This is a genomic window from Pseudoalteromonas sp. APC 3691, assembly GCF_030408135.1.
Lineage (GTDB): Bacteria > Pseudomonadota > Gammaproteobacteria > Enterobacterales > Alteromonadaceae > Pseudoalteromonas.
Genome location: NZ_JASDCB010000002.1, coordinates 123,043 through 143,555, shown reverse-complemented (window position 1 = coordinate 143,555; position 20,513 = coordinate 123,043). Strand labels below are relative to the sequence as shown.

Annotated in this window: 24 protein-coding genes and 1 pseudogene; 12 read left to right on the top strand and 13 right to left on the bottom strand. The window is 37.5% G+C overall.

Annotated elements, in window-relative coordinates; all coding sequences use genetic code 11:
- Positions 1-297: 297 nt before the first annotated feature.
- Entirely contained in the window at positions 298-606 is a 309-nt protein-coding gene (locus QL998_RS01525; RefSeq protein ID WP_007579961.1) for a hypothetical protein, read from the bottom strand.
- Positions 607-865: 259 nt separating this feature from the next.
- A complete protein-coding gene (locus tag QL998_RS01520) occupies positions 866-1,111 on the bottom strand; it encodes a DUF4235 domain-containing protein (RefSeq protein ID WP_290192020.1) in 246 nt (81 codons plus the stop codon).
- Between the two features lie 328 nt (positions 1,112-1,439).
- Between QL998_RS01520 and QL998_RS01515 the strand changes: the two genes are divergently transcribed.
- The 7 genes from QL998_RS01515 to QL998_RS01485 all read left to right on the top strand — a co-directional run bounded on the left by QL998_RS01515 (position 1,440) and on the right by QL998_RS01485 (position 7,116).
- On the top strand, positions 1,440-2,672 hold the full coding sequence (locus QL998_RS01515; RefSeq protein ID WP_290192019.1) for a cytochrome C: 1,233 nt from the start codon (positions 1,440-1,442) through the stop codon (positions 2,670-2,672).
- 226 nt (positions 2,673-2,898) lie between these two features.
- Positions 2,899-3,393, top strand: coding sequence for a hypothetical protein (locus QL998_RS01510; RefSeq protein WP_169044172.1), 495 nt, complete (start codon positions 2,899-2,901; stop codon positions 3,391-3,393).
- A 665-nt stretch (positions 3,394-4,058) separates the two neighbouring features.
- Positions 4,059-4,628, top strand: coding sequence for a superoxide dismutase [Cu-Zn] SodC (gene sodC / locus QL998_RS01505; protein ID WP_290192029.1), 570 nt, complete (start codon positions 4,059-4,061; stop codon positions 4,626-4,628).
- A gap of 16 nt (positions 4,629-4,644) precedes the next feature.
- On the top strand, positions 4,645-4,878 hold the full coding sequence (locus QL998_RS01500) for a ChaB family protein (RefSeq protein ID WP_165743135.1): 234 nt from the start codon (positions 4,645-4,647) through the stop codon (positions 4,876-4,878).
- A 223-nt stretch (positions 4,879-5,101) separates the two neighbouring features.
- Positions 5,102-5,716 carry an ACP phosphodiesterase gene (locus tag QL998_RS01495; RefSeq protein WP_290192018.1) on the top strand — a complete coding sequence of 205 codons (615 nt, stop codon included), beginning with the start codon at positions 5,102-5,104 and terminating at the stop codon, positions 5,714-5,716.
- 85 nt (positions 5,717-5,801) lie between these two features.
- Complete coding sequence (locus QL998_RS01490) at positions 5,802-6,737, top strand: hypothetical protein (protein WP_290192017.1); 936 nt, start codon at positions 5,802-5,804, stop codon at positions 6,735-6,737.
- Between the two features lie 37 nt (positions 6,738-6,774).
- Positions 6,775-7,116 (top strand): YajD family HNH nuclease, encoded by a 342-nt coding sequence (locus QL998_RS01485; protein ID WP_024604747.1) that lies wholly within the window; start codon positions 6,775-6,777, stop codon positions 7,114-7,116.
- A gap of 3 nt (positions 7,117-7,119) precedes the next feature.
- Here the strand turns inward: QL998_RS01485 and QL998_RS01480 are convergent, their stop codons facing one another.
- The 5 genes from QL998_RS01480 to QL998_RS01460 all read right to left on the bottom strand — a co-directional run bounded on the left by QL998_RS01480 (position 7,120) and on the right by QL998_RS01460 (position 12,377).
- Positions 7,120-9,297: a response regulator gene (locus QL998_RS01480; protein WP_290192016.1), complete on the bottom strand. Its 2,178-nt coding sequence runs from the start codon at positions 9,295-9,297 to the stop codon at positions 7,120-7,122.
- Between the two features lie 296 nt (positions 9,298-9,593).
- Positions 9,594-10,271, bottom strand: coding sequence for a DUF799 domain-containing protein (locus QL998_RS01475; protein WP_290192015.1), 678 nt, complete (start codon positions 10,269-10,271; stop codon positions 9,594-9,596).
- A gap of 1 nt (position 10,272) precedes the next feature.
- A complete protein-coding gene (locus QL998_RS01470; protein ID WP_008165258.1) occupies positions 10,273-10,620 on the bottom strand; it encodes a DUF4810 domain-containing protein in 348 nt (115 codons plus the stop codon).
- Complete coding sequence (locus QL998_RS01465) at positions 10,620-11,300, bottom strand: CsgG/HfaB family protein (protein WP_076923668.1); 681 nt, start codon at positions 11,298-11,300, stop codon at positions 10,620-10,622. Before QL998_RS01465 ends, QL998_RS01470 begins: the two co-directional genes overlap by 1 nt.
- Positions 11,301-11,606: 306 nt before the next feature.
- Positions 11,607-12,377, bottom strand: coding sequence for a DUF1223 domain-containing protein (locus QL998_RS01460; RefSeq protein WP_290192014.1), 771 nt, complete (start codon positions 12,375-12,377; stop codon positions 11,607-11,609).
- A 176-nt stretch (positions 12,378-12,553) separates the two neighbouring features.
- Between QL998_RS01460 and QL998_RS01455 the strand changes: the two genes are divergently transcribed.
- A complete protein-coding gene (locus tag QL998_RS01455; protein WP_024590248.1) occupies positions 12,554-13,231 on the top strand; it encodes a glutathione S-transferase family protein in 678 nt (225 codons plus the stop codon).
- Between the two features lie 53 nt (positions 13,232-13,284).
- Here the strand turns inward: QL998_RS01455 and QL998_RS01450 are convergent.
- Positions 13,285-13,521: pseudogene (locus QL998_RS01450) on the bottom strand (sodium-independent anion transporter); the annotation flags it as partial.
- Positions 13,522-14,142: 621 nt separating this feature from the next.
- On the opposite strand from QL998_RS01450, the gene QL998_RS01445 reads away from it, so the two are divergent.
- Complete coding sequence (locus tag QL998_RS01445; protein ID WP_290192013.1) at positions 14,143-14,670, top strand: hypothetical protein; 528 nt, start codon at positions 14,143-14,145, stop codon at positions 14,668-14,670.
- A gap of 269 nt (positions 14,671-14,939) precedes the next feature.
- On the opposite strand, the gene QL998_RS01440 is transcribed toward QL998_RS01445, so the two are convergent.
- Positions 14,940-16,658, bottom strand: coding sequence for a SulP family inorganic anion transporter (locus QL998_RS01440; RefSeq protein ID WP_290192012.1), 1,719 nt, complete (start codon positions 16,656-16,658; stop codon positions 14,940-14,942).
- A 591-nt stretch (positions 16,659-17,249) separates the two neighbouring features.
- Between QL998_RS01440 and QL998_RS01435 the strand changes: the two genes are divergently transcribed.
- Positions 17,250-17,801, top strand: a complete 552-nt coding sequence (locus QL998_RS01435) for a DUF4879 domain-containing protein (protein ID WP_290192011.1) — start codon at positions 17,250-17,252, stop codon at positions 17,799-17,801.
- Between the two features lie 40 nt (positions 17,802-17,841).
- Here the strand turns inward: QL998_RS01435 and QL998_RS01430 are convergent, their stop codons facing one another.
- Both QL998_RS01430 and QL998_RS01425 read right to left on the bottom strand, forming a co-directional pair.
- On the bottom strand, positions 17,842-18,279 hold the full coding sequence (locus QL998_RS01430; RefSeq protein ID WP_024604752.1) for a hypothetical protein: 438 nt from the start codon (positions 18,277-18,279) through the stop codon (positions 17,842-17,844).
- A 177-nt stretch (positions 18,280-18,456) separates the two neighbouring features.
- On the bottom strand, positions 18,457-18,834 hold the full coding sequence (locus QL998_RS01425) for a hypothetical protein (RefSeq protein WP_290192010.1): 378 nt from the start codon (positions 18,832-18,834) through the stop codon (positions 18,457-18,459).
- Positions 18,835-19,110: 276 nt separating this feature from the next.
- Here QL998_RS01425 and QL998_RS01420 point away from each other — a divergent pair, with 276 nt between their 5' ends.
- Together QL998_RS01420 and QL998_RS01415 are read left to right on the top strand one after the other, a co-directional pair.
- Positions 19,111-19,353 carry a type II toxin-antitoxin system RelB/DinJ family antitoxin gene (locus QL998_RS01420; RefSeq protein WP_024605722.1) on the top strand — a complete coding sequence of 81 codons (243 nt, stop codon included), beginning with the start codon at positions 19,111-19,113 and terminating at the stop codon, positions 19,351-19,353.
- Entirely contained in the window at positions 19,343-19,627 is a 285-nt protein-coding gene (locus tag QL998_RS01415) for a type II toxin-antitoxin system RelE/ParE family toxin (protein ID WP_024605721.1), read from the top strand. Before QL998_RS01420 ends, QL998_RS01415 begins: the two co-directional genes overlap by 11 nt.
- On the opposite strand, the gene QL998_RS20750 is transcribed toward QL998_RS01415, so the two are convergent.
- Together QL998_RS20750 and QL998_RS20745 are read right to left on the bottom strand one after the other, a co-directional pair.
- Positions 19,628-20,089 (bottom strand): replication initiation protein, encoded by a 462-nt coding sequence (locus QL998_RS20750; RefSeq protein WP_356948105.1) that lies wholly within the window; start codon positions 20,087-20,089, stop codon positions 19,628-19,630.
- Positions 20,038-20,430, bottom strand: a complete 393-nt coding sequence (locus QL998_RS20745; protein ID WP_050582218.1) for a replication initiation protein — start codon at positions 20,428-20,430, stop codon at positions 20,038-20,040. The genes QL998_RS20750 and QL998_RS20745 overlap by 52 nt, the downstream gene beginning before the upstream one ends.
- Positions 20,431-20,513 lie beyond the last annotated feature (83 nt).

Below are 20,513 nucleotides of genomic sequence, written 5' to 3'. Positions count from 1 at the left end.
TCCTAATATAAAGCGATTGTTTTATGTGTAATTTACTATCCTACGATTGTTAACTAAGAGCAACCAATTAACGTTGAATCGACTGATATTTGCTTTTGCAGTGCATTCGTATTTTTTAACGACCAATTGGCATCATCGGCTAATAAAAATCCCCGAGCCAAAATTGATCTTTATGGGCTCTACTTTAAGCTCTCATAATAGTAAAAAGCCGCTGCAGTAATGCAGCGGCTTTTCATTATGGTTTTATGCGCTTCGGCTACACGAGCGCAGCCAAAATATAGTTTTAAACCTTCCTCTTTAATCATCAGGCCCTTTTAAGGTAAACACTAAGTGTTTACGCATATCTTTTAAAATAACGCCTTTTTTAAGCATTGCGCCGCTTAAACGCTTTTGCCACTTTAATAAATCTGGCTCTGCGGCTGCTAAAGCTTGCTCGTTTTCAAACTGAAAGCACAGCAGTAGTGTACTTGGAAATAAGTGATATTCCACATCAAACCAGCATTGCAGCATACCTGGGAGCTCAGCGCGGCCTTGTTCTTCTAATTTTTCAGCTGTATTTAGCACAAGTGCTTGCTGCTTTATTTGCACTGCAGAGAGTTTTTTCATTAATAAAATCCAAGTTAGCGGCTAAAAAATGCAGCCGGAATGTGGCCATTATACGCAAGCTTGTAGGCAGGCAACAACTTTGAAAGGGAGTTAATGTTTAATAGAGTGTATCAGCTTAAAATCTGGAGGGGATGTCGGAAGGCGCCCTAGGGTTTTGCCAAGTTGCTTGCAACAACTAGGGAGTGGTTGTCGCAAGCCGCTTTTAGAGCCTCAACGCATTACGCGCTTAATACTTATAAGAGGTATTAATTGGGTCGGTTTATTTGGATCGGCGCCTGTCTAGTACATAACGTACGGCCATTCTTGCAATACCCGCACCAATACCTGAGACTACTGCCCATGTAACGGCCTCTTTGAGATCGGTTTCTTCGCTTGGTCTATCTTTTGGTGCTGGTTCGTTGGTAACCTTTTCCCACGATTTTTGTAAAGTTTTCCTTGTTAACATACCTGCTGATGCAGCGGCCAGACCTATACCTATCGTCGTAATTAGCTGTTTATTACTCATATTACCCTCGATTATTTAGTTGTAGCGTGAGTTATCAATATGTAACTCTTTAAGTAAGAACAGTAGTACCAGCAATTTACATACCGATAGACTCTGAAGACTTTAAATCAGGTTTTTTAAGTGGCTATTATTCTCTTTGTGTAATTTAGTCGTTTTAAATCACACTTAAGCATCAGCTAAATAACCAACGTAAAGCCGTGCCACTGTGCTCAGGTCTATTTTTGAGGCATTTACTCAGCAAATTAACTTACCTTCTAGTTGGCTTATCTGTACATATAGTAAACACCTTCGCCCTATGCTTTAATATTAAAAAACAAGGGAGGGCGTTATGAGTAAAAATCGATTTTTATTTAATAAATACGTTGCGGTAATGGCTGTGTCGGGCACTTTGGCTGCACCGGTAACTGTGCTTAGTAACGAGCAAGGGCCGCTAGTTGAGCAGCTTTGTGCTAGTTGCCATAGTTTAAATAACCTTGAGAGTAGCGCGGGTTATAGTCAGCAGGACTGGCAAACATTAATAAGCTATATGGTGGATACGGGCGAGGGTACTGCGCTTAGTAAAGATATAAGCGCTTATTTAGCTGAGCATTATCCTGTTAATAACAAGCGCGAGTCTAAGGTTGTTACGGGCGATTTAAAGCTTAGCTTTAAGTACTGGCAAGTGCCTACTCTTGGGCAGCGCGCTCGCGATCCGGTACAAGGTAAAAACGGTCTCATTTGGTGGGTTGGCCAGTGGGGTAATATTTTAGGCAGGTTAGACCCTAAAACCGGCGATATGAAAGAGTACACACTGCCAAGTGGTACCTATGCGCACAGTGTGTCGCTTGATAAAAATCAAACTCCTTGGTTTTTAGGTAATAAAAATGGCACGGTTGGATATTTAGATTTAAAAACCGAAAAATTCAAAGTGTATAAAATGCCCGATAAAAACGCCCGCGACCCGCATACCGGTGTATTTGACGAGGCAGGTATATTTTGGTTTACCCTGCAGCACAGTAATATGATTGGCAAGCTAGACCCTACAACTGGCGATATTCAATTGGCTACTTTACCCACTAAAGGCTCACGGCCATATGGTATTAAGCTTGATTCAAAAGGCACGCCGTGGGTGTCGTGTAATGGTAGTAACTGTTTGGTTAAAGTTGATAAAAATACCATGGAGCTTAGTGAGATTAAACTCTCAGGCGCTAAAACGCATACTAGGCGATTAGCCATTACGCCTGATGATATGGTTTTTTATGTTAACTCTGGTATGGGTAAACTTGGCCGCTATAACCCTAAAAACGGTAAAATAACGCAGTGGGATAATCCCAGTGGTGAAAATAGTCACCCGTATGCAATTGAATATGCCGATAACGCCATTTGGTTTAACGAGTCAGCCAAACGCCCTGAAACCTTAGTAAGGTTCGACCTTAATACCGAAACCATGCAAAGCTGGCAAATTCCTAGTAAAGAGGGGGTTTTCTCAGGTTTAATTAGGCATATGCGCATGGGGAATAACGGGCTGATTATTCACCAAACAGCGACTAACCAATTAGCCGAAATTACATGGTCTGAGTAATAAATTTTCCTTTTGTAAATATATTTATATTAAAACTGCATATTGCTTGTTATTAAGTTTGTTTATGTGGGTAGGAGTTTTTTACAAAATTTGGCAATTTTTACTCTAATAATAAGAGTGTTAGCACGGGGTTTTGTTTTATATTATTGATTTTAAATAATAATTTACTTGGTTTAAGTTTTGCTTGGTAGTAAGTGTATTTTCTTAAATAAATAAAGGAGTTATTATGAGTACCGTTATTACTGGGTTATTCGAAAGTGCATCACAAGCAACACTCGCAATTTATAGATTAGAAGCTTTAGGTATTAATGAAGCTGATATAAGTATTGTAGCCAACGACTCATACGCAAAGGAAGATTTTGCTGTAGACGAAGGTACTAAAGCTTCTGAAGGCGGCCTTATTGGCGCGGCTTCGGGTGGTATTCTTGCTGCAATTATTGGTGGTTTCACTGCCGTAGGGACTGTAGCAACAGGTGGTACAGGCTTATTAGTTGCCGGACCATTAGTCGCTGCATTTGCTGCTGGTGGCGCAGGCGCCGCAGTAGGTGGTACTTTAGGTGCCGCAATTGGTGCGTTTATCCCTGAGCACGAAATTAAGTATTATGAAGATGCCATTGAAAAAGGCTCTATATTAATTGGTGTTAAGTACGATAGTGACAACAAAAATGCTATTGAAGAAATACTTAACAATGCAGGTGCAAGTAACGTTTCTACAGCGTAACGCTAGCTAATTAATTAAAAAGGTGAAACTTGGTTTCACCTTTTTTTGTGCTCGCTTTTTAGTGCCAAGCAATAATACTTAATTAATTTTAAGGATTAAATCTTACGCTAACTGGGTTAAAAATTCTGATATAAAACAATTTGATAACGTAATTTTTTGTCATTAAATGGACCCATATATAAGCGGGTTGGTTTTAAACATGCTTTGATTATAAAAAATAAATACCCCTTATAGATATAATGCGTGAAGAGTATCTTAGAAGGCTTATTTAGATTGGCGCTTCTTTAATTCATAACGTACGGCCATTCAACCAACACCAACCCTCGAGACTACCGCCTAAGTAATAACAGCCTCTTTAAGATCCTCTTTTTCACTTGACTTGTCTTTTTTGGTAGGGATGTTGGTAATTTTTTCTCACGAGCTTTGTAAAGTTGCCATTTACTTTGTAAATATGCCTTGGTTTTCACTTAATCTTTGAGTAAAAGTTAGCTCATTAATTAAATAGATGTTTAGTTAAAATGACTTCTAATCAATAGATTGCGACTAAAAAAACATAAATTTACGTTTACACATAGGACTGGTATGGACATTGAAACTACTTGTTTAATAGCCGCTTAATTTAGCGATATTGTTTTATTAATTTGATACTAAGCCAGGAGATGATGATGAATTGTTTGCAGTTTGATTCAAAAACTAAAAGAAGTTTAAACCGCGTTTTAAAACCTGCTTTTGCAATATTATTTACCAGCGTGTTACTACAAAATAGTGCACTGGCTAATGTAAACGTTGAAATGCACCAAGTTACTAAGTCGGGCCAGGGGCAATTACTAGGCACTATTACACTAACAGAAAATGATAAAGGTGTTGTTTTTTCACCAAGTTTAAAAGGTTTAACACCGGGGCAGCATGGTTTTCATGTTCACCAATTTGCTAGTTGTGAACCCAAGAAAAAAGGCGATAAGGTTGTACCGGGAGGCGCCGCTGGTGGGCATTTCGACCCAAAAGCTAGCGAGCATCACGATTCTCCTTGGGGAGATGGCCATTTAGGCGATTTACCGGCGTTGTATGTAAATGAAAGTGGCCAAGCTAAATCACCTGTTTTAGCGCCAAGGCTCACGCTTGAAAAACTTAAAAAACACGCAGTAATGATTCATGAAGGAAGTGATAACTATGCAGATAAGCCAAAGCCATTAGGTGGCGGTGGCAAACGTGTTGCTTGTGGTGTAATTGAGTAAATATAAGGAGAAAGTTATGCCATATAAAAACCGTGACGAACTACCTGAGTCGGTAAAAAGTAACTTACCTAAACATGCTCAAGAGATATATCAAGAGGCGTTTAATAGTGCATGGGATACCTATGAAGACCCAAGCGATAGAATAAACGATGATGACCGCGAAACAACAGCGCACAAAGTAGCTTGGTCAGCGGTTAAAAACAGTTATAGCAAAAATGATAATGGAAATTGGGTAAAGTCGAGTAACTAGCTTTGATCAAACTAATAACAAAGCTAACGCATTAAAAAGCCGCTGTAGCTGATATAGCGGCTTTTTATATACTCGTATTATAGTTGCGCTGTTTATACAATACTTTGCATTATGTTTGAGTAAAAACTGGTAAGCAAAACCATAAGTACTGCTTTAAACACGAATGTGAGTTTGGTCTAAATTTGCGTTATTATTTGTTTGTATTAGCCAATCAGAGAACACTTTGAATTATTTAGCTCATCTTTATTTAGCACAGCCTACAGCCGATTCTCACTTTGGGAACTTGTTGGGCGACTTTGGTGGTAAAAGGCATATAGAACACTTACCAAACACGGTTATAAACGGGCTCGATAACCACTATTTAGTCGATAAATTTACCGACTCTCACCGCGCAGTAAAACACGCTAAGCAGTACTTTTCACCCGAGCGTAAGCGCTTTGCTGGTGTAGCTATTGATGTGGTGTTTGATCATTTTTTAATTGTGCATTGGCAACGATTTAGCAAGCAACCTTTAAGTGATTTTAAGTACACCAGCTATCAGCTTTTAAATAACCGTATACCTGTTATGCCAACGCGAATGCAGCATGTTGTAACAAGTATGACTAAAAATGATTGGTTTAAAGAGTACGAAACCGTTGAGGGAGTAGGGCTTGCGCTTGATAACATAGCCAAACGCATTCGTTTTACGAACACCTTTGCGGGCGCTGCTGATGATATAACGCGTAACTACGACGAACTAGAGGCTACTTTTTTAGAGTTTTTCCCTGAGCTGATTAACCATGTGAATGAGTTTGACCTTGAAAGCACCTCAAAAAATGGCATAAAGCGCATTATTTAAAGTTTTCATCAATTGTTAATCTTTTGTGATAAGTTAAGGTGAAAAAAACGCTACTCTAATACAAATTAATTTTTGAGTGTTTTTAATGAATCGTAATTACTTGGTTATTGTGGGCTTTGCTGTTTTAGCGGCATTTCAATCCAGTGCTGTATTGGCTTTCGACTTCGACTTAAAATCGGTACGAACCACTATTTCAAATCCAAGCACTAGCCACGCGCTAATATACGATAACTTGGCGGGGAGTAATCAAAAAACACTGTTTTCGTTAGAGCCCATAAATAACCAGCGTGTGGGTGTGTTTTTTGATATTAACGACATTGAAATTGGCTACTCAGCCGATATTTTTGAAGATGATATTGAAACAAAAACACAAGATATACTGCTCTCGTATAGAAAATTTAAAAATTCTAAAATCACATTTAACTATCAAACGCTTGAAGGGCTGCAAAGCACGGCTAGCAATTTAAGCGGCAATCAAACGGATCAAATTTTCTCGCAAAATACACGTTCAACCAAGTTTGAGCTATCTGGCCAACACAACTTTTATACCTTCAATAATAAAGAGTCTTTGTTTGAGCACTTTTTTCTTAACAGACCAAAGCTAAGTAACAAGTTTGACGTGGCGTTAAGTATTGTTGGCGCGTGGTCTTTCAAGCATGTATCTCTTGAGAACAAAGATAATATTGTGTTTCAGGCTGACTTTTTAAATTCGTCTGCACCACATGTCACTAAGTTAATTTCTAATTCGTATGGGGCGAGTATTGGCTCGCTTTTATCATTTTCGTTACCGCATAATGTTCACGTATTTGCTGAATACAAAGTAGGTAAAGGGCATATTCAAAACACAAACCCTGGGCTGGGGTTAAAAGATTCGGGGGCCGAAAAAGTTGAAGCATACGGCGGTGGAATTTCTTGGACTTCCGACAATAAAAAACTTATGGTCGTACTACGTGCGTGGGAGCAAACAGGCCGGCATATAGATACTTCTTTTGGTGATTTGTCAGTAATTAAGTTTTTTTAGTATTGATCACCGAAATAGTAAATTTACCAGGAATACTATGAGTAAGAATAACGCAGTACCTCAGGCTTATGTGAAGCAAGAGGAAGGTTACCGAATTAAAGCCTTAAGATTGTACCCTTGGGTATGTGGGCGTTGTGCCCGCGAGTTTGAGTACTCTAATTTACGTGAGTTAACGGTGCATCATATAGATCATAACCACAGTAATAATCCAGAGGATGGCAGTAACTGGGAGTTATTGTGTATTTATTGCCACGACAATGAGCACAATAAATACCACGAACATATTATGTATGGCGGGTCGACTACAGAGCGAAAAGTTGAGGCTGCAACGCATTCTCCATTTGCCGATTTAAAAGCGATGCTTAATAAGTCAAAGTAGCTACTATGATTTCAACTGTTTGGATAAAAACAAGGTTGTTACATCAGCTACTTTAATAAGTGACAGTTTATCTGCATGGCTCCATGAAATTTTTGAGCCAACACTTTCACAACAAATAACACCTAGCGGTTTGTTATCAATAAAGTAGATGTAATCAAGCAAGGAGTAAATGTTTGATGGTTCAAAATAAACCTTGGTTAAGTTTTTAGTGATTTCGTGGTTTCTCGCATCTGATGCGTCTAATACTTTATGCTCTAAAATATAGTCAAAGTATGCAGGAAAGTCTTCAGCTTTTAAAACTGCATTACTTACTATCTCATTTTTTTCATCAAGGCAAATTAAGCTATTAATGGCAGTATAGTCGTGATTAAACAACCATAGACTGACTCTGTCGGCATTTGAAATTAACTTTTTTAGCTCATTGCATATCTGTTTTAGCTTACGTTCACTCGTAATGTTTGGGTTACTAACTTTAACTGCTAAATTTTTGAGATTTGAGTTTTTTGGATTATAAACATTGAGCAAGCTATTTAAATGATCTTTATTAAATGGCTTCGTTAAATAGCCATCCATACCAATATCTAAATAGTGTTCAATATCTGGTTTCATGGTGTTGGCTGTCATGGCAATAATTGGCGTTGTTTTACCTGTTTGTTGCTCTCTAATTATCTTAGTGGCTTGCACTCCATCCATCACTGGCATTTGAATGTCCATAAAAATTAAATCAACATGGTTGGCAAAAAAGTAATCAACGCATTCTTTGCCATTTTCGGTAAATATTACTTTCGCATTATGAGCTTGTAGCATTTTACTTACGACAACTTGATTTACTTTATTGTCTTCGGCAACCAAAATAGTACACCCTTGTAAATCGGTTATTTCTTTATTTGGTTTTAATAATTCATCGAGTTCTGATGTTTCAAAGCTTTGTTGGTAAGTAAATACAGAACCTTTATCTTCTTTACTCGTGAAGTTGATTTTGCCATTCATTAAATCACTTAGCTTGGTGCAAATGGAGAGACCAAGTCCCGTGCCCCCGTACTTTCTAGATGTAGATGAATCGGCCTGATGAAACTCTTGAAATAGATTTTGCTGCGCAGCTTTACTAATACCAATACCCGTATCGATTATTTCAAATACAATATTTTGCGTGTTTAAAAGATTCTCCTTTACAGTGACTTTAAACTCTACCTGACCTTGTTGTGTAAATTTAATCGCATTTGAGCATAAGTTATTTAAAATTTGAGAAACTCTGACAGGGTCGCCTTTTAGGGTTGTAGCGATATTTTTATCTATAGATGGAATAAATTTTATGCCTTTATCTGTGGCTTGTTTCATTAGTGGATTAATTACATTGTTAATGACTTCGCTCAAGTTAAAGTTAATATTCTCAATATTTAATTTACCCGCTTCAATTTTTGAAAAGTCTAAAATGTCATTTACAATATTTGAGAGTATATTCGCGGAGCTTAAAATACTTTTTAGGGCGTTATCTTTTTCTATATTTGAAGTTTCTGCTAGTCCAAACTCAGCTAAATTTAAAATGCCGTGCAGCGGGGTTCTTAGCTCGTGCGACATATTTGCTAAAAATCGACCTTTTAGAGTGTTAGCTGTATCAGCTTCTTTTTTTAGTTCTTCAAGATTTTTATTATGTATTTGTTGTTGTTTTAATGCAGTGGCCAGCTTTCTGTTGTTTAACCTGAGCTCAAGTTGTGCAATAACTTCTTTGCCAAGTATTTTCAGTGCGTTAATTTGTGTTTGAGTTAGCTTTTTTGGCTGGTCGCTGATAACACATAATGTACCAATTGTGCTGCCACTAGGTGTAACTAGCGGTGTGCCCGCATAAAACCGAATGTTTGGATCGCTGGTTACTAGGGGGTTATCATAAAAACGTTCATCAAGTAGAGCGTTTTGTATTTCAAATACTTGGTCTTGCAGTATTGTATGAGAGCAAAATGCGATATCTCTTTCGGTGGAGTCTACATCGATACCATACTTTGATTTAAACCACTGCCTTCGTGGATCAACTAAGCTTATAAGTGATATGGGGGCTTCACAAATATCAGAAGCAAGTTGAGTTAAATCATCAAATACTTTTTCGGCTTCAGTATCTAATATTTCATACTCGTAAAGTGCCTTTAATCTAGATTCTTCGTCAGCTGGTATTTGTGCTTTTATCATAGTATTGCTCAATATTTATATAGATTCACTATAAGAGTAATTTAGTGATAATGACAACTTTAACATGTAGAACCGGCTAAAAAAAAGACATTGCATTTTGCTACTCTATTATTACTTTTTTGAAATGTTTTTTCTATTGTGACTAATATTGGTTTTTAAACTCGTATTTTAAAATCTGCTCTAAATACTTAAAAGTAACTTTGCTAAGCTTTTTAGTTGAGTAAGCTGTTATTAAAAAGGCCGAATCTCATTTAATGGTTCGGCCTTTTAAAGCTTTAGGTTAATAACAATAAGAGTTATTTTTTCTTTTCGCTTGGTGCTGGTTGGCCATAATTAGGTGAACGAGGTCCATATAATAAGCCGTTGTAAACATCTGAAGAAAGTAAGCGTGTTGAAGTCATTGCTGCGATTTCAAAGCCTTTATCGGTTACCGTTTCAGCAATTTGATTGATTGCTGCAATAACAAGCATACCTACAAGGCCACCACCGCCATTACTTTGTTGTTCAGCTGAAGAGGCTCTTGCTTTACCTTGCCATAATTGCTCGCCAGTGCGTAAATCAACTAGTGAGGCTGACACAGTTACAGCTGTTTCGCTAGAAATTACAACATAGCTAGTACCGTATTCTTCAATAGTGATGTAAAGCGCAGAGTCTGCACCAAAAATTTCATGTAATTTATTCACCGGTACTTGGTGTACGTCGCTTGCAACAGTGAGGCCATTACCTTTAAAGGTTTGATCAACTAAAGCAACAGGAAAAACATAAAAACCGGACTCAGCTATAGGCGCGACCATTTGAGTCATCACACTGTATGGTGCAATTACTTCAGGTGTATTATTTAGCGGAGGTAAAATAATAACTGAGTGAGGGTCTGCTTGTATAAATGCTGTGTAGTCATGTGCTGGTGGAGGTGAAACACAACCAGCGAGTAATGCGACTAATACGATCGCTGTGTATGATTTTAAATTAAGCATATTAAGCGCCTTTCGCAGATTTTAGAAGGAAGTCGATGTAATGAACTGATTCTGGGAAAAGTGATTTCTCAGTTTCGAAGTGAGTAGTGCCTAATGAAGGATTACCCGTTTCAAAGTACAGCATACCTAGGTGAGCATGTAAGCCAGGTGCAACATTCTTACTTTTGTTTGCGGCATCGGCAATAATTTGCTCAAGCATACTAATTTGCTCTTCGGCTGTTACGTCATCTGCTTTTAAATAGGCGTATACGGCAGTGCTATAGTCGCCGTAATAGTAAATAGGTTCTTTCGTTGAGTTACAACCCGTTAGGGCTATACAAACAAATGCTAAGGTAATTAGCTTTTTCATTATTTATTGCCCCATTGGCCAGCTTCAAGACCAGTAACTAACTTGTTAACGACTTCGCGAATAGCTAGGTCAAGTACTTTGCCATTTAATGTGGCATCGTATGAAGCTGTGCTACCAAAACCAATAACTTCACGTTCTGATAGGCTGTATTCACCAGCACCTTGCACTGAATAAATAACTTCTGATGTAGTAACATCAACAACATTAAGCGTTACTTTAGCATAAGCAATTTGCGATTTACCTTTACCCAATAAACCAAAAAGCTGGCGATCGCCAATGGCTTTACGGCCAAACTCTGTTACATCACCAGTTACAACAAATTTAGCACCGCTAAGAACTTGTTTTGTACCTGTTAACTTTGCCTCTTCCGCAAGGGCTGCCATATTGTCGCGATCAAGCACACTAAAGCGATTTGTTTGTTGTAAGTGGCTCATTAGTGTTGTTTTTGCTTGGCTACCTAAACGGTCTTGGCCTGATGCAAATATACCATTTTGAAAGCTCGAACGGTTTACAAACTGACCTACGACTAGTTTGCTTTTTGCACCTGAGTAGGTTGTGTTATAGCTAGCAACAGTTGGTGTTTCTATTACTTTTGATGATGTTGTAGCACACCCAGCTAAAGACGAAGCTGTAATTGCAGCGATTACAATTGTTTTAATGTGGCTTTGGTTAATTCGCATAAATTTTTGTCCATATAGATAATTGCAGAAGTTTTTATTGATAGGCGCTTGATTTTTATACTTATAAGTCAATTACTTATTTCAAGAGTCCATTCAACTTACTTTATAAACAAAAGTTGATGTAAATACAATGTTATTTATGTTTTATACAGATACACACAATGAAAAAGAATAAATTCTTTGTAATAACAATGCTAATTCATTAGTTTTTAAATTATTGAAAGCCTTTTTCTATAGTTGATATACAAGGAGATTTATTGCGCGCTGAGTTGTTAATTAGTAATTTTATTCAATTAACTGTAATTTTTAAAACCAATCGGCTGCAACTTGTAGTGGGGTAGGGTCGCTTTTTTCAGATACCCAAAATACTAAGGCTTGCTTTGTTGGCGATACATTATTAGCGCGAGGCAGGGTTAAGTCAGTTAATGATAATTGCTGCTTAGTTTGCATGTTACTTTGCTCGTAACCAATAACCACAAAGTCGTGTTTTAGCTTATGGCCTGCGTTTTCGCCGCTGTGTATTTGTGTTTCTATGCCAAAGCCTAACAGAGCTACATGGGCTATTAAGTTTTGGTTAGTATTATCTTTGGTATTAACAGTATTGTATTCGAGATTAATTTTACTGTTGTTTATAGTCGCTTTTAAATTACCTAAATAAGGGGCTTTAGCTACAGGAATAGCTTGCTTATAAAACCAACCTTGCCACCCGCTGCCGTTAACCATAAATCCTGGGGTTGCTACAATACGACTTTTACCGAGTGCTTTATAAGTACGTTGTCTTTTGTCGAAATAGGCGAAAGAAAATGGGTCTTTCCATCCTAAATAATCCCAGTAAGTAACATGAAAATTAATTGGGATTAAATCAGTCCATAGTTTTTCATCGTCTGTAAATTTTGAAATCCACTTTTCAGCTGGTGGGCAACTACTGCAGCCTTGTGATGTATAAAGTTCTAAAAAGGTAGTTTGATTAGCGGTACTCGAAATAGTTATTTGCTCTGTTGCTTGGCTTTGAGAGTAAAAAGTTATTAACCCAGCAAACGCTATAATTAATGGACGAGATAGTGTTTTAAAAAGCATGTTATGACTCAAAAGGCTAATATTCACCCTAGCATAAGTGATTTTTAAGAGTGAAGTATCACGAAATACTCACAATTAAATCACGTTTTAACTGTGTATTTTACTTAGTTAAAACTTAATTTGAACACTCGCTCAAGCTATGTTTTAATCGTTGCTCAATTATTGAGGAACTTTACATGATTAAATTTTATTTTCACCATACTCCTAACCCAATGAAGGTTGCACTCTTTTTAGAAGAAACAGGCTTGCCGTTTGAACTTGTTCCTCTTGATACTTTAAAAGGTGAGCAACATACACCTGAATTTAAAGCAATTAATCCAAACGCTAAAGCGCCAGCAATTGTTGATGGTGAAACGCGTGTGTTCGATTCGAATGCTATTTTAATGTACCTTTCTGAAAAATATGGAAAGCTAGAAGGTAAGAGCGATGACCGCGCTGAAATGCTGTCGTGGTTAATGTTTATCGCATCTGGTTTAGGTCCGTATTCAGGGCAAAGTGTTCACTTTAGACATATGGCACCAGAAGGGCTTGATTACGCGGTTAACCGTTATTTACGTGAAGCGCAGCGCCACTACGAAGTACTTGATACACATCTTGAAGGTCGTGACTTTATTGTGGGTGATACATACACTATTGCTGATGTTTCTGCTTGGGGCTGGATCGATAAAGCACCGGTTGTATTAGGCGAAGAAGGTTTAGCACCGTATCCAAATCTTAAGCGTTGGTTTGAAAGCATTGATAGCCGCCCAGCGGTTGCACGTGCACGCGTAATTGGTACTGATGTAGCATTTAAAAAAGAGTTTGATGAAGACGCTAAAAAAGCGTTTTTCCCTTCAAATTACCCAAAAGTATAAAAAGTACTTAATACAAACAGCAGAGCCAGCTAGCTGATCTGCTGTTTAGTATTTTATGGCTGTGTGAGTGCCTCTTTATTTTCATCTGCCACGAATAAATTAACTTCGTCGGTAGGCTGGCTTACTCTATTTTTTTGTAGCGCAACATATAGATCGGAGTGGATATATATACCTTCTTTTCCCGACTTCATTCCTGCAATATCAAACCACGAAAGTAGTTGGCGTTTTCTACCTGCAAGTTCAAACCTAATATCGCGCTTTTTAAATATAACGTCTATGTTGGCAATGATTGGTATTTTCTTTTATGTGATTAAAGTGATTGCTAAATTAACTGGCATGAGGTTGAACACATGGTTCATCCACAGTAATTTAAGCATAGATCCAAAGAAATAAAAAACGGGCCTTCATGAAGTTATAAGTATTCACATACAAATTATTTAGGCTAACTTAAAGCCATATATCCTAAAACTTGACTCCGAGGGTATGCTATTAATTTAACACCTTGTTGATAGCTAGGCTTATCAACAAGGCGATACTGAATTATTACTTTTTAGTTGCTTCGAGGTTTGAAATATTTTTTGTATATTCTACACGGTGATTTATATGGACATTAATTATTGTAGTGCAGAGTTCGCAACAAAAATAATAAGGTTAGAATAATCGATGAATTTAAATAGGTACTAAAAGTATTAAAAAACAAAGGATAACCCCTCCACCTCTAATTTACACGTAAGCTTATTTACTTTGGGAGTCGAGTTATTACTCGTCAATCAAGTTGGTGTTAGTCTTGCAACTGCTTTTATGATGATAAAGTGAATTTATTAGTCGTATTTTCAATTATCAATAATTTTTATTAATTAGTGTTAGTAGTTTTACTAAACCACTATTTATTTAATGCGGAGATAATAGCCATGAAAGCGAATATAAGCAGTAGAGATAAAGCCACTAAAGTGGGCGGTATTTTTAACAGCGAACATAAAGCTAAAGCAACCTTTGATATTTTAAATAATGACGAGAACTTTGTAAAACAAAGCATAAGGCTAATTCCACCTCACGATCAACATTACGATGAAAAGGTCGAGCCTGAAGATAAAAAAATTGCTAAAACTATGTTGAAATCACACTTAGTATTTGCCGTAGTTGGTCTTGTTGTTGGTGTGTTCATTGCCAGTATACTCTTTTTATTAGAGTTTGAATTTTTACAACAACACATCCTAGAAACATATGTTTCGATAAGTATTCTTTGTACTTTTGTTGGTCTACTAATTGCTGGAGCTTTTTCGTTAAGGCCAGATCACGATGATTTGATCAATAATATAAGAGAAGCAACTCGCTCGGGTCTGTGGGCGATTGTTGTACATACTGATTCCCACGAGGAAATGGAAAAAGCAAAAGATCTTATGCAGCCACAGGCTGTATCAATATCGACGACTTTATAATGCTAATTGATATAATAATTTAACCAACAAGGTTGTATAGTAGCGTTGTTGGTTAAACCGTATTATAACTTAGCTGCTCTATTGACGTGACTTCATTATCAGAAGCCTGTTAAGAATTTAGTTATTTTAGCCCATTAAATAGCTTATGTAGTGAATTGAAAATAACTTACAGGGCAATCAGGGGGCTTAGCTGTTTAACGAATAATAAAATACAGTGACTCTTTTTTATTTTTATTGCCGTTTATAATTTACAACACGGCTAATTCTTCCTAATTGGTATGAGCTTCAAATAAGGCAACTTCGTCGGTAGGCTGGCTTACTCTATTTTTTTGTAGCGCAACATATAGATCGGAGTGAATATATATACCTTCTTTTCCTGACTTCATTCCTGCAATATCAAACCACGAAAGTAGTTGGCGTTTTCTACCTGCAAGTTCAAGCCTTATATCGCGCTTTTTAAATATAACGTCGAGGTCGGCAAGCATGGCCATTACGCTTAAATCTAAGTGAGTAAAGCAGGGCACAGCGTCAATTATTACACATTGGGTGTCGCCTTTTTGCCTTGCGTATTGCTCAAGTAATCTGCGTTTAAAGTAGCTGGCATTAAAGTAAGTTAAAGGTGAATTAAAGCGATAAATAAACACGCCTTGCACTGCCTTTGCTTTATCTGTGGCGTCTAAGCTTCTTACTACACCGTTAACATCTACGCCGAGTATATTGTCGGTTGGGCGCATAACAGTGCGAATAAATTGAAATAACCCCAGTAATACAGCAAGTGTGATCCCTGGTATAACGCCAATAAATAACACCGCAAGTAAGGTGGCTGAGGCGAGATAAAATGCCTGTTTATCTTTTCGTTTTAATTGCCAAACAGCTTTTAAATCGAGTAAATGAACAGAAGCAATAATAAGTACAACACCCAGCGCTGCGCTTGGAATAAACTCAAGCGGGGCTGTTAAAAAAACGGCTATGACCGCAATAATAGCTGCTGCAATTATTGATACTAACTGCGTTTTACCACCCGTTGCATCGTTAACTGCGGTGCGTGAGTCGGCGCCACTAACTGCAAAACCTTGCGAAAGAGCTGACGCTATATTGGCAATACCTAGCGCTCTAAATTCCTTATCGGCGTCTATGTCGTAGCCATTTTTAGCAGCAAAGCTGCGGGCAGTTAGCATCATACTTACAAAGCTCACGATGGCTAAGTTAAGTGCGGGTACCACTAGCTCACGAATAATTCCTAAATCAAAAACAGGAGTATTAAAAACGGGAAGTCCGCCAGTTACGGTGCCAATAGTTTTTATATCAAGTTGTTTTAAATCAAAAATCCATACCAAAATCGCACCAAATGCAATGGCAAACATTGATGCCGGCCACGTGGGTTTTATGCGTTTCATGGCAAAATAAACCGCCAATGTGAACAAGGCCATTAACAAGGTGGGAACATGTGTTTGCGCTAGGTATGTGGGTACACCACCTAGGCGTTCAAGTAGGTAGCGCTCGTCAAAGGTAAAACCGAATACTTTAGAAAATTGACCAACAATAATAGTGATGGCTACGCCGTTTAATAAGCCCATTAAAATAGGTTTAGATAAAAAGTCGGCTAATACGCCTAGCTTAAATTTACTAGCTATAAAACACCAAAAGCCGGTCATAGCGGTCATGGTGACAACAAGTTGCCAATGTTTAAAGCTGTCACCTGCAGCAAGAGGGGTTACTACGGCTGCAATAACGGCGCAGGTGGCGGCATCAGGGCCAACTATTAGTTGTTTGGAAGTGCCAAAAAGAGCATATAGCATCATTGGCAGTATGCAAGAGTATAACCCTACGGCGGCGTTAACACCGGTTAGTTGTGCGTAAGCAATGGCAACAGGTAAAGCTACGGCAGCTACCGATAGCGCTGCTCTTACATCATCAGCAAACCATTGTCGCTCGTAGTGCAGCAATGTATCTAAACCCGGCATAAAATTATATAAACGCGACAGCACTTCAGTATCCTTGCTAATAGTTACAACGTTTTGATAGTAAATTTAATATTCAAATAAGTATAGCTAGGTGGGAGTGTTTTTTACGTAATACCCACTGTATTGAATTAGTTATTTACTATAGCGATGGAAGGTTATTTAACTCGGTAGACGACCACCTTTAACTCGGTAGGCGACCACCTTTCAAATTTATTATTTATAATTTACAATTGCTTAACTAACATCCTAAGTCTTTTAAGTTATACATAAAGTCTTTAAAGGTAAAAGTAGAAGGAAAGTTTTCTATTAATTTAACTTCCCTAATTGCTGTAACCCAATTGATTATAAGTTTAATGAGTTAAGGTAGGGGAGTATTGCAGGATAGGGGCTTGCACCGTAACTGTGATACACCCTAATAGGAAACAATAAACTTTAGCGACTAAAATAAAGTTTCACCGGTGAAACTCAGTTGTTGGATGAAGGTCTTGTGTTCGATTTTCTGCTATCAGTTAACAAATATAAAAATTAATTGTTTATTATTGCATTTTCATTTTTTGGCAATACTAAAGGCGTAAACTATAAATGCCTTTCAATTGATATTAAAAGGGAAATTAAATGACTTTAAAAACAACACTTCTTTCAACCATTCTTTTATCTACGTCTACCTTCTCAGGTTTCGCTTCAGCCGCTGACGTTGAAGCCGGTGTAGTTAAGCGTGTAGTGAAAATAGGTAATTCTTCATCATTAGCTTTGAATGCACCAGAAAGTAATAATATAAGAAAGGCATCATCAGTAGCACGAGCCGCCGCAAGTGGTGTTACTTATTTTGAAATTGGGATTGTATATTCAACAAATTATGGTCAAGAAATCATTCAAGAAACTCAAACTTCTACCGGAGATCATGGCGGGGCTACGTTAAATGTATATCTATGGCAATATGGTTACGGAAATCCAACCAACGCTACAATGAATGGTATTTCTAAAGCCGCAGGATATACTCAATATCGATGCGGCAGTGATTTGCATGTTTGTGCCTCTGGTGAAACCATAACAAGTTGGTTATATGGCTATGATTTTAGTGGCCAAGAATCAGGGCAATTTAATGTTGGTACGAACTCAACAGCATCCCCGTTTGGTTATTGGAGTGATTCAATTTATATAAATTAAAAGTTTAGCTAAATGGGAAGGGGTATCTTTTTCTTCCTCTTTAGCTAGATAAACTTTGTATTGTTTCTAAAATATTAAGCGCTCTTACTCTTAGTTGCGAGTCTCTTCCTGCCATTCCAAGTGACTGATCAAACTCCACTGATTTTTTTGCTAATGCTACGGTGTCATATTTTTCATTAGGGTCAAAGTTCATTTTAGGCGGTGCTCTAAGAGCCAAGCCTTCTTCAGGTGTTACTAACCCATTTAATTCCAAAGTGGAAGACATCTTAGATAATTCATTATAAGACATATTTTTAGGGTCATAGTGTTTGGCTATTTCTTGCAATTTACTCTCAGCATTAAGCCCTGCTTCACTAATTGTAATTTTGTCTGCCGTATTTTCATTTTTGACCGGAGTATTCGAGCTAGTTGTAGTATGAGGTGCATTACTTTGCGTTTGATAAATATGGCTTGCTTGGCTGTTACTGTTAATTAGCATGTTAATTCCTCCAGTGAATATGCTTTTTATGGGGTTATAGATAATAGAGCAAAAAACGAGCCAATAAAAAGGGGTAGTAATGCTGGCTTTAGTCTGGTTTTTACCATTGAGTGGGAATAATATTGCCGCTCTTTGAATCGTGGCGGCAAGGAAGGGGGGCTAACTTTTCTCTGATATTTAAAATAAAGCTTTCAAGTAGGCAATGTTAAAATGAAATATTGGGATTGAGATTGATACAAAAATAAGGGATATAAAAATTAATATCCATTTCAATTTTTTGAGTTCTTTTAGGTGATTGGCATTCTTAAGCGATTCATTTAGCCGCTGAATATTTAGTTCAACTTCGTGTACAGTTTCCTGAGCGACGTGCGCTAAACTTTCAATACTATCAACAGAGCTTTTTAAATTTCTCTCTGTTGCTAGTATATGGGTATCAACGCTCTTACTTTCCAGTGATTTCTTCACATATTCAGATAAAGAAATACCTTTCTTTTGCGCCTCACTATTTAAAGACGCTTTTAATTTATCGTCAATTCGGATGCTTAGAATAGCCATTCTAAAATACCTCTGGTGTATACGGGGGTAAACAAAGCGTATACGCCTATTTTTAAAGGAGCAACAGGTTATTTTAGATGAAAACTGTGTATGACAAAATGAGATAATAGGCACGCCGTCGACTGTCGACAAATTACTACGTAATTTTCTACAGTCGCGTGCAAAGGGGTTACCCCTTCAACTCCTTTTAAGCATTAGAATAAAAATAATAGCTCTTGCACTTTTATCTCAGTTGAATACAATTAATGTATATACAATTGTAATTACAGGTGTGCTATGGGTACTATTAATATTCGTGTTGATGATGATTTGAAAGCGCGTTCTTATGCAGCATTAGAAAAGTTAGGTATAACTCCCTCTGAACTATTAAGACAAACATTAGAATATGTTGCACAAAGAGAGGCTTTACCATTCAAATCTGTGCTATTAACTAGTGACGACGAGGCGCTAATTGCTGTTGCAAAAGCCCGTTTAGCTGAACCAAAAACAGGGGTAAAGGTTTCGCTAAATGACCTATGAGTTAGAATTTGACCCTCGAGCGCTCAAGGAGTGGCATAAATTAGGTGCAACCGTACGTGATCAATTCAAAAATAAGTTGTCAGAAGTCTTAAAGCACCCTCGGATTGAAGCTAACCGACTAAGAGAGCTGCCAGATTGCTACAAAATTAAGCTGCGTAAAGCAGGGTATCGCTTGATATATCAAGTACAGGATGAAAAGGTTTTGATTCTTGTTTTGGCTATAGGGAAAAGAAACAAGTCAGAAGCTTACAACGATGCAGAGAAACGAGTTTAGCTAAAATCCCTCAAATTTCATTTGGTCATCTACTCGATAAGAGAACCTTAGCTTAGTTGCTTTACGTTGCTTCCTCTCGATGATTTCAACGCTTGTATTCTTTATTTCGGTAGTGTCTTTAATCGTCTCTATACTTCGCTTTATGACAAGTTTATTCAAGTCTTTAAATAGAGGGTATGAGTAAAATTTTTCCTTGTTTTTTGTTGTGTATAGTCCTAGTTCGTCTTTTAGCTCATCGACACCTATTTCAAAATAGCGGTCTTTCTTTTCGCTTATTTTCTGGCGTAGGAGTTGATATAAGTTACTTGCGTTTGTGTCTTTTAGCCGTGTGCTCGATATTAAAACTTGGGTGGTATATTTGCCCTCTATCATGCAAATATACGGATTCATTTGACGGCTAAAGTTAATGTCTACGTAACCGCCACCGTCCTCATAGTCGCAGTATTCAGTGACGTTAAGTATACGATACCTTTGCCGCTAGGTTTCCTCCAAGGCTTATCTCCAGATCGTGGTATGGGTGGTAAAAGCTGATCTTTCGGAATCCCTATTATTTGTTTTTGTAAGTCCAGAGTCGCGGATTTTAGTTGCTCATAGGCTGTGTTCATTTCTAGCTTGGCTATTTTCGCGTATTCACTAGCATAAATTCGGAATACTTGGCCTTGCTTTACTATTTTTTTAGAGTCCAGTTGAGCTATGGCCATAAATAAAACGCGCCTAGATGACAAGGGCATCTTAGATAGTGTTTTGTTGATATCGGTCTTATGCCGAACTTTCGTTTTACTAGATGTGTTTACTAATTCCATAAGGGATTTTCTTTATTTTTTGCGACCTCCTACAAGTTAAGGGATGGTTTACTTTTAGTTAATACCACCTTTATATTTTTATC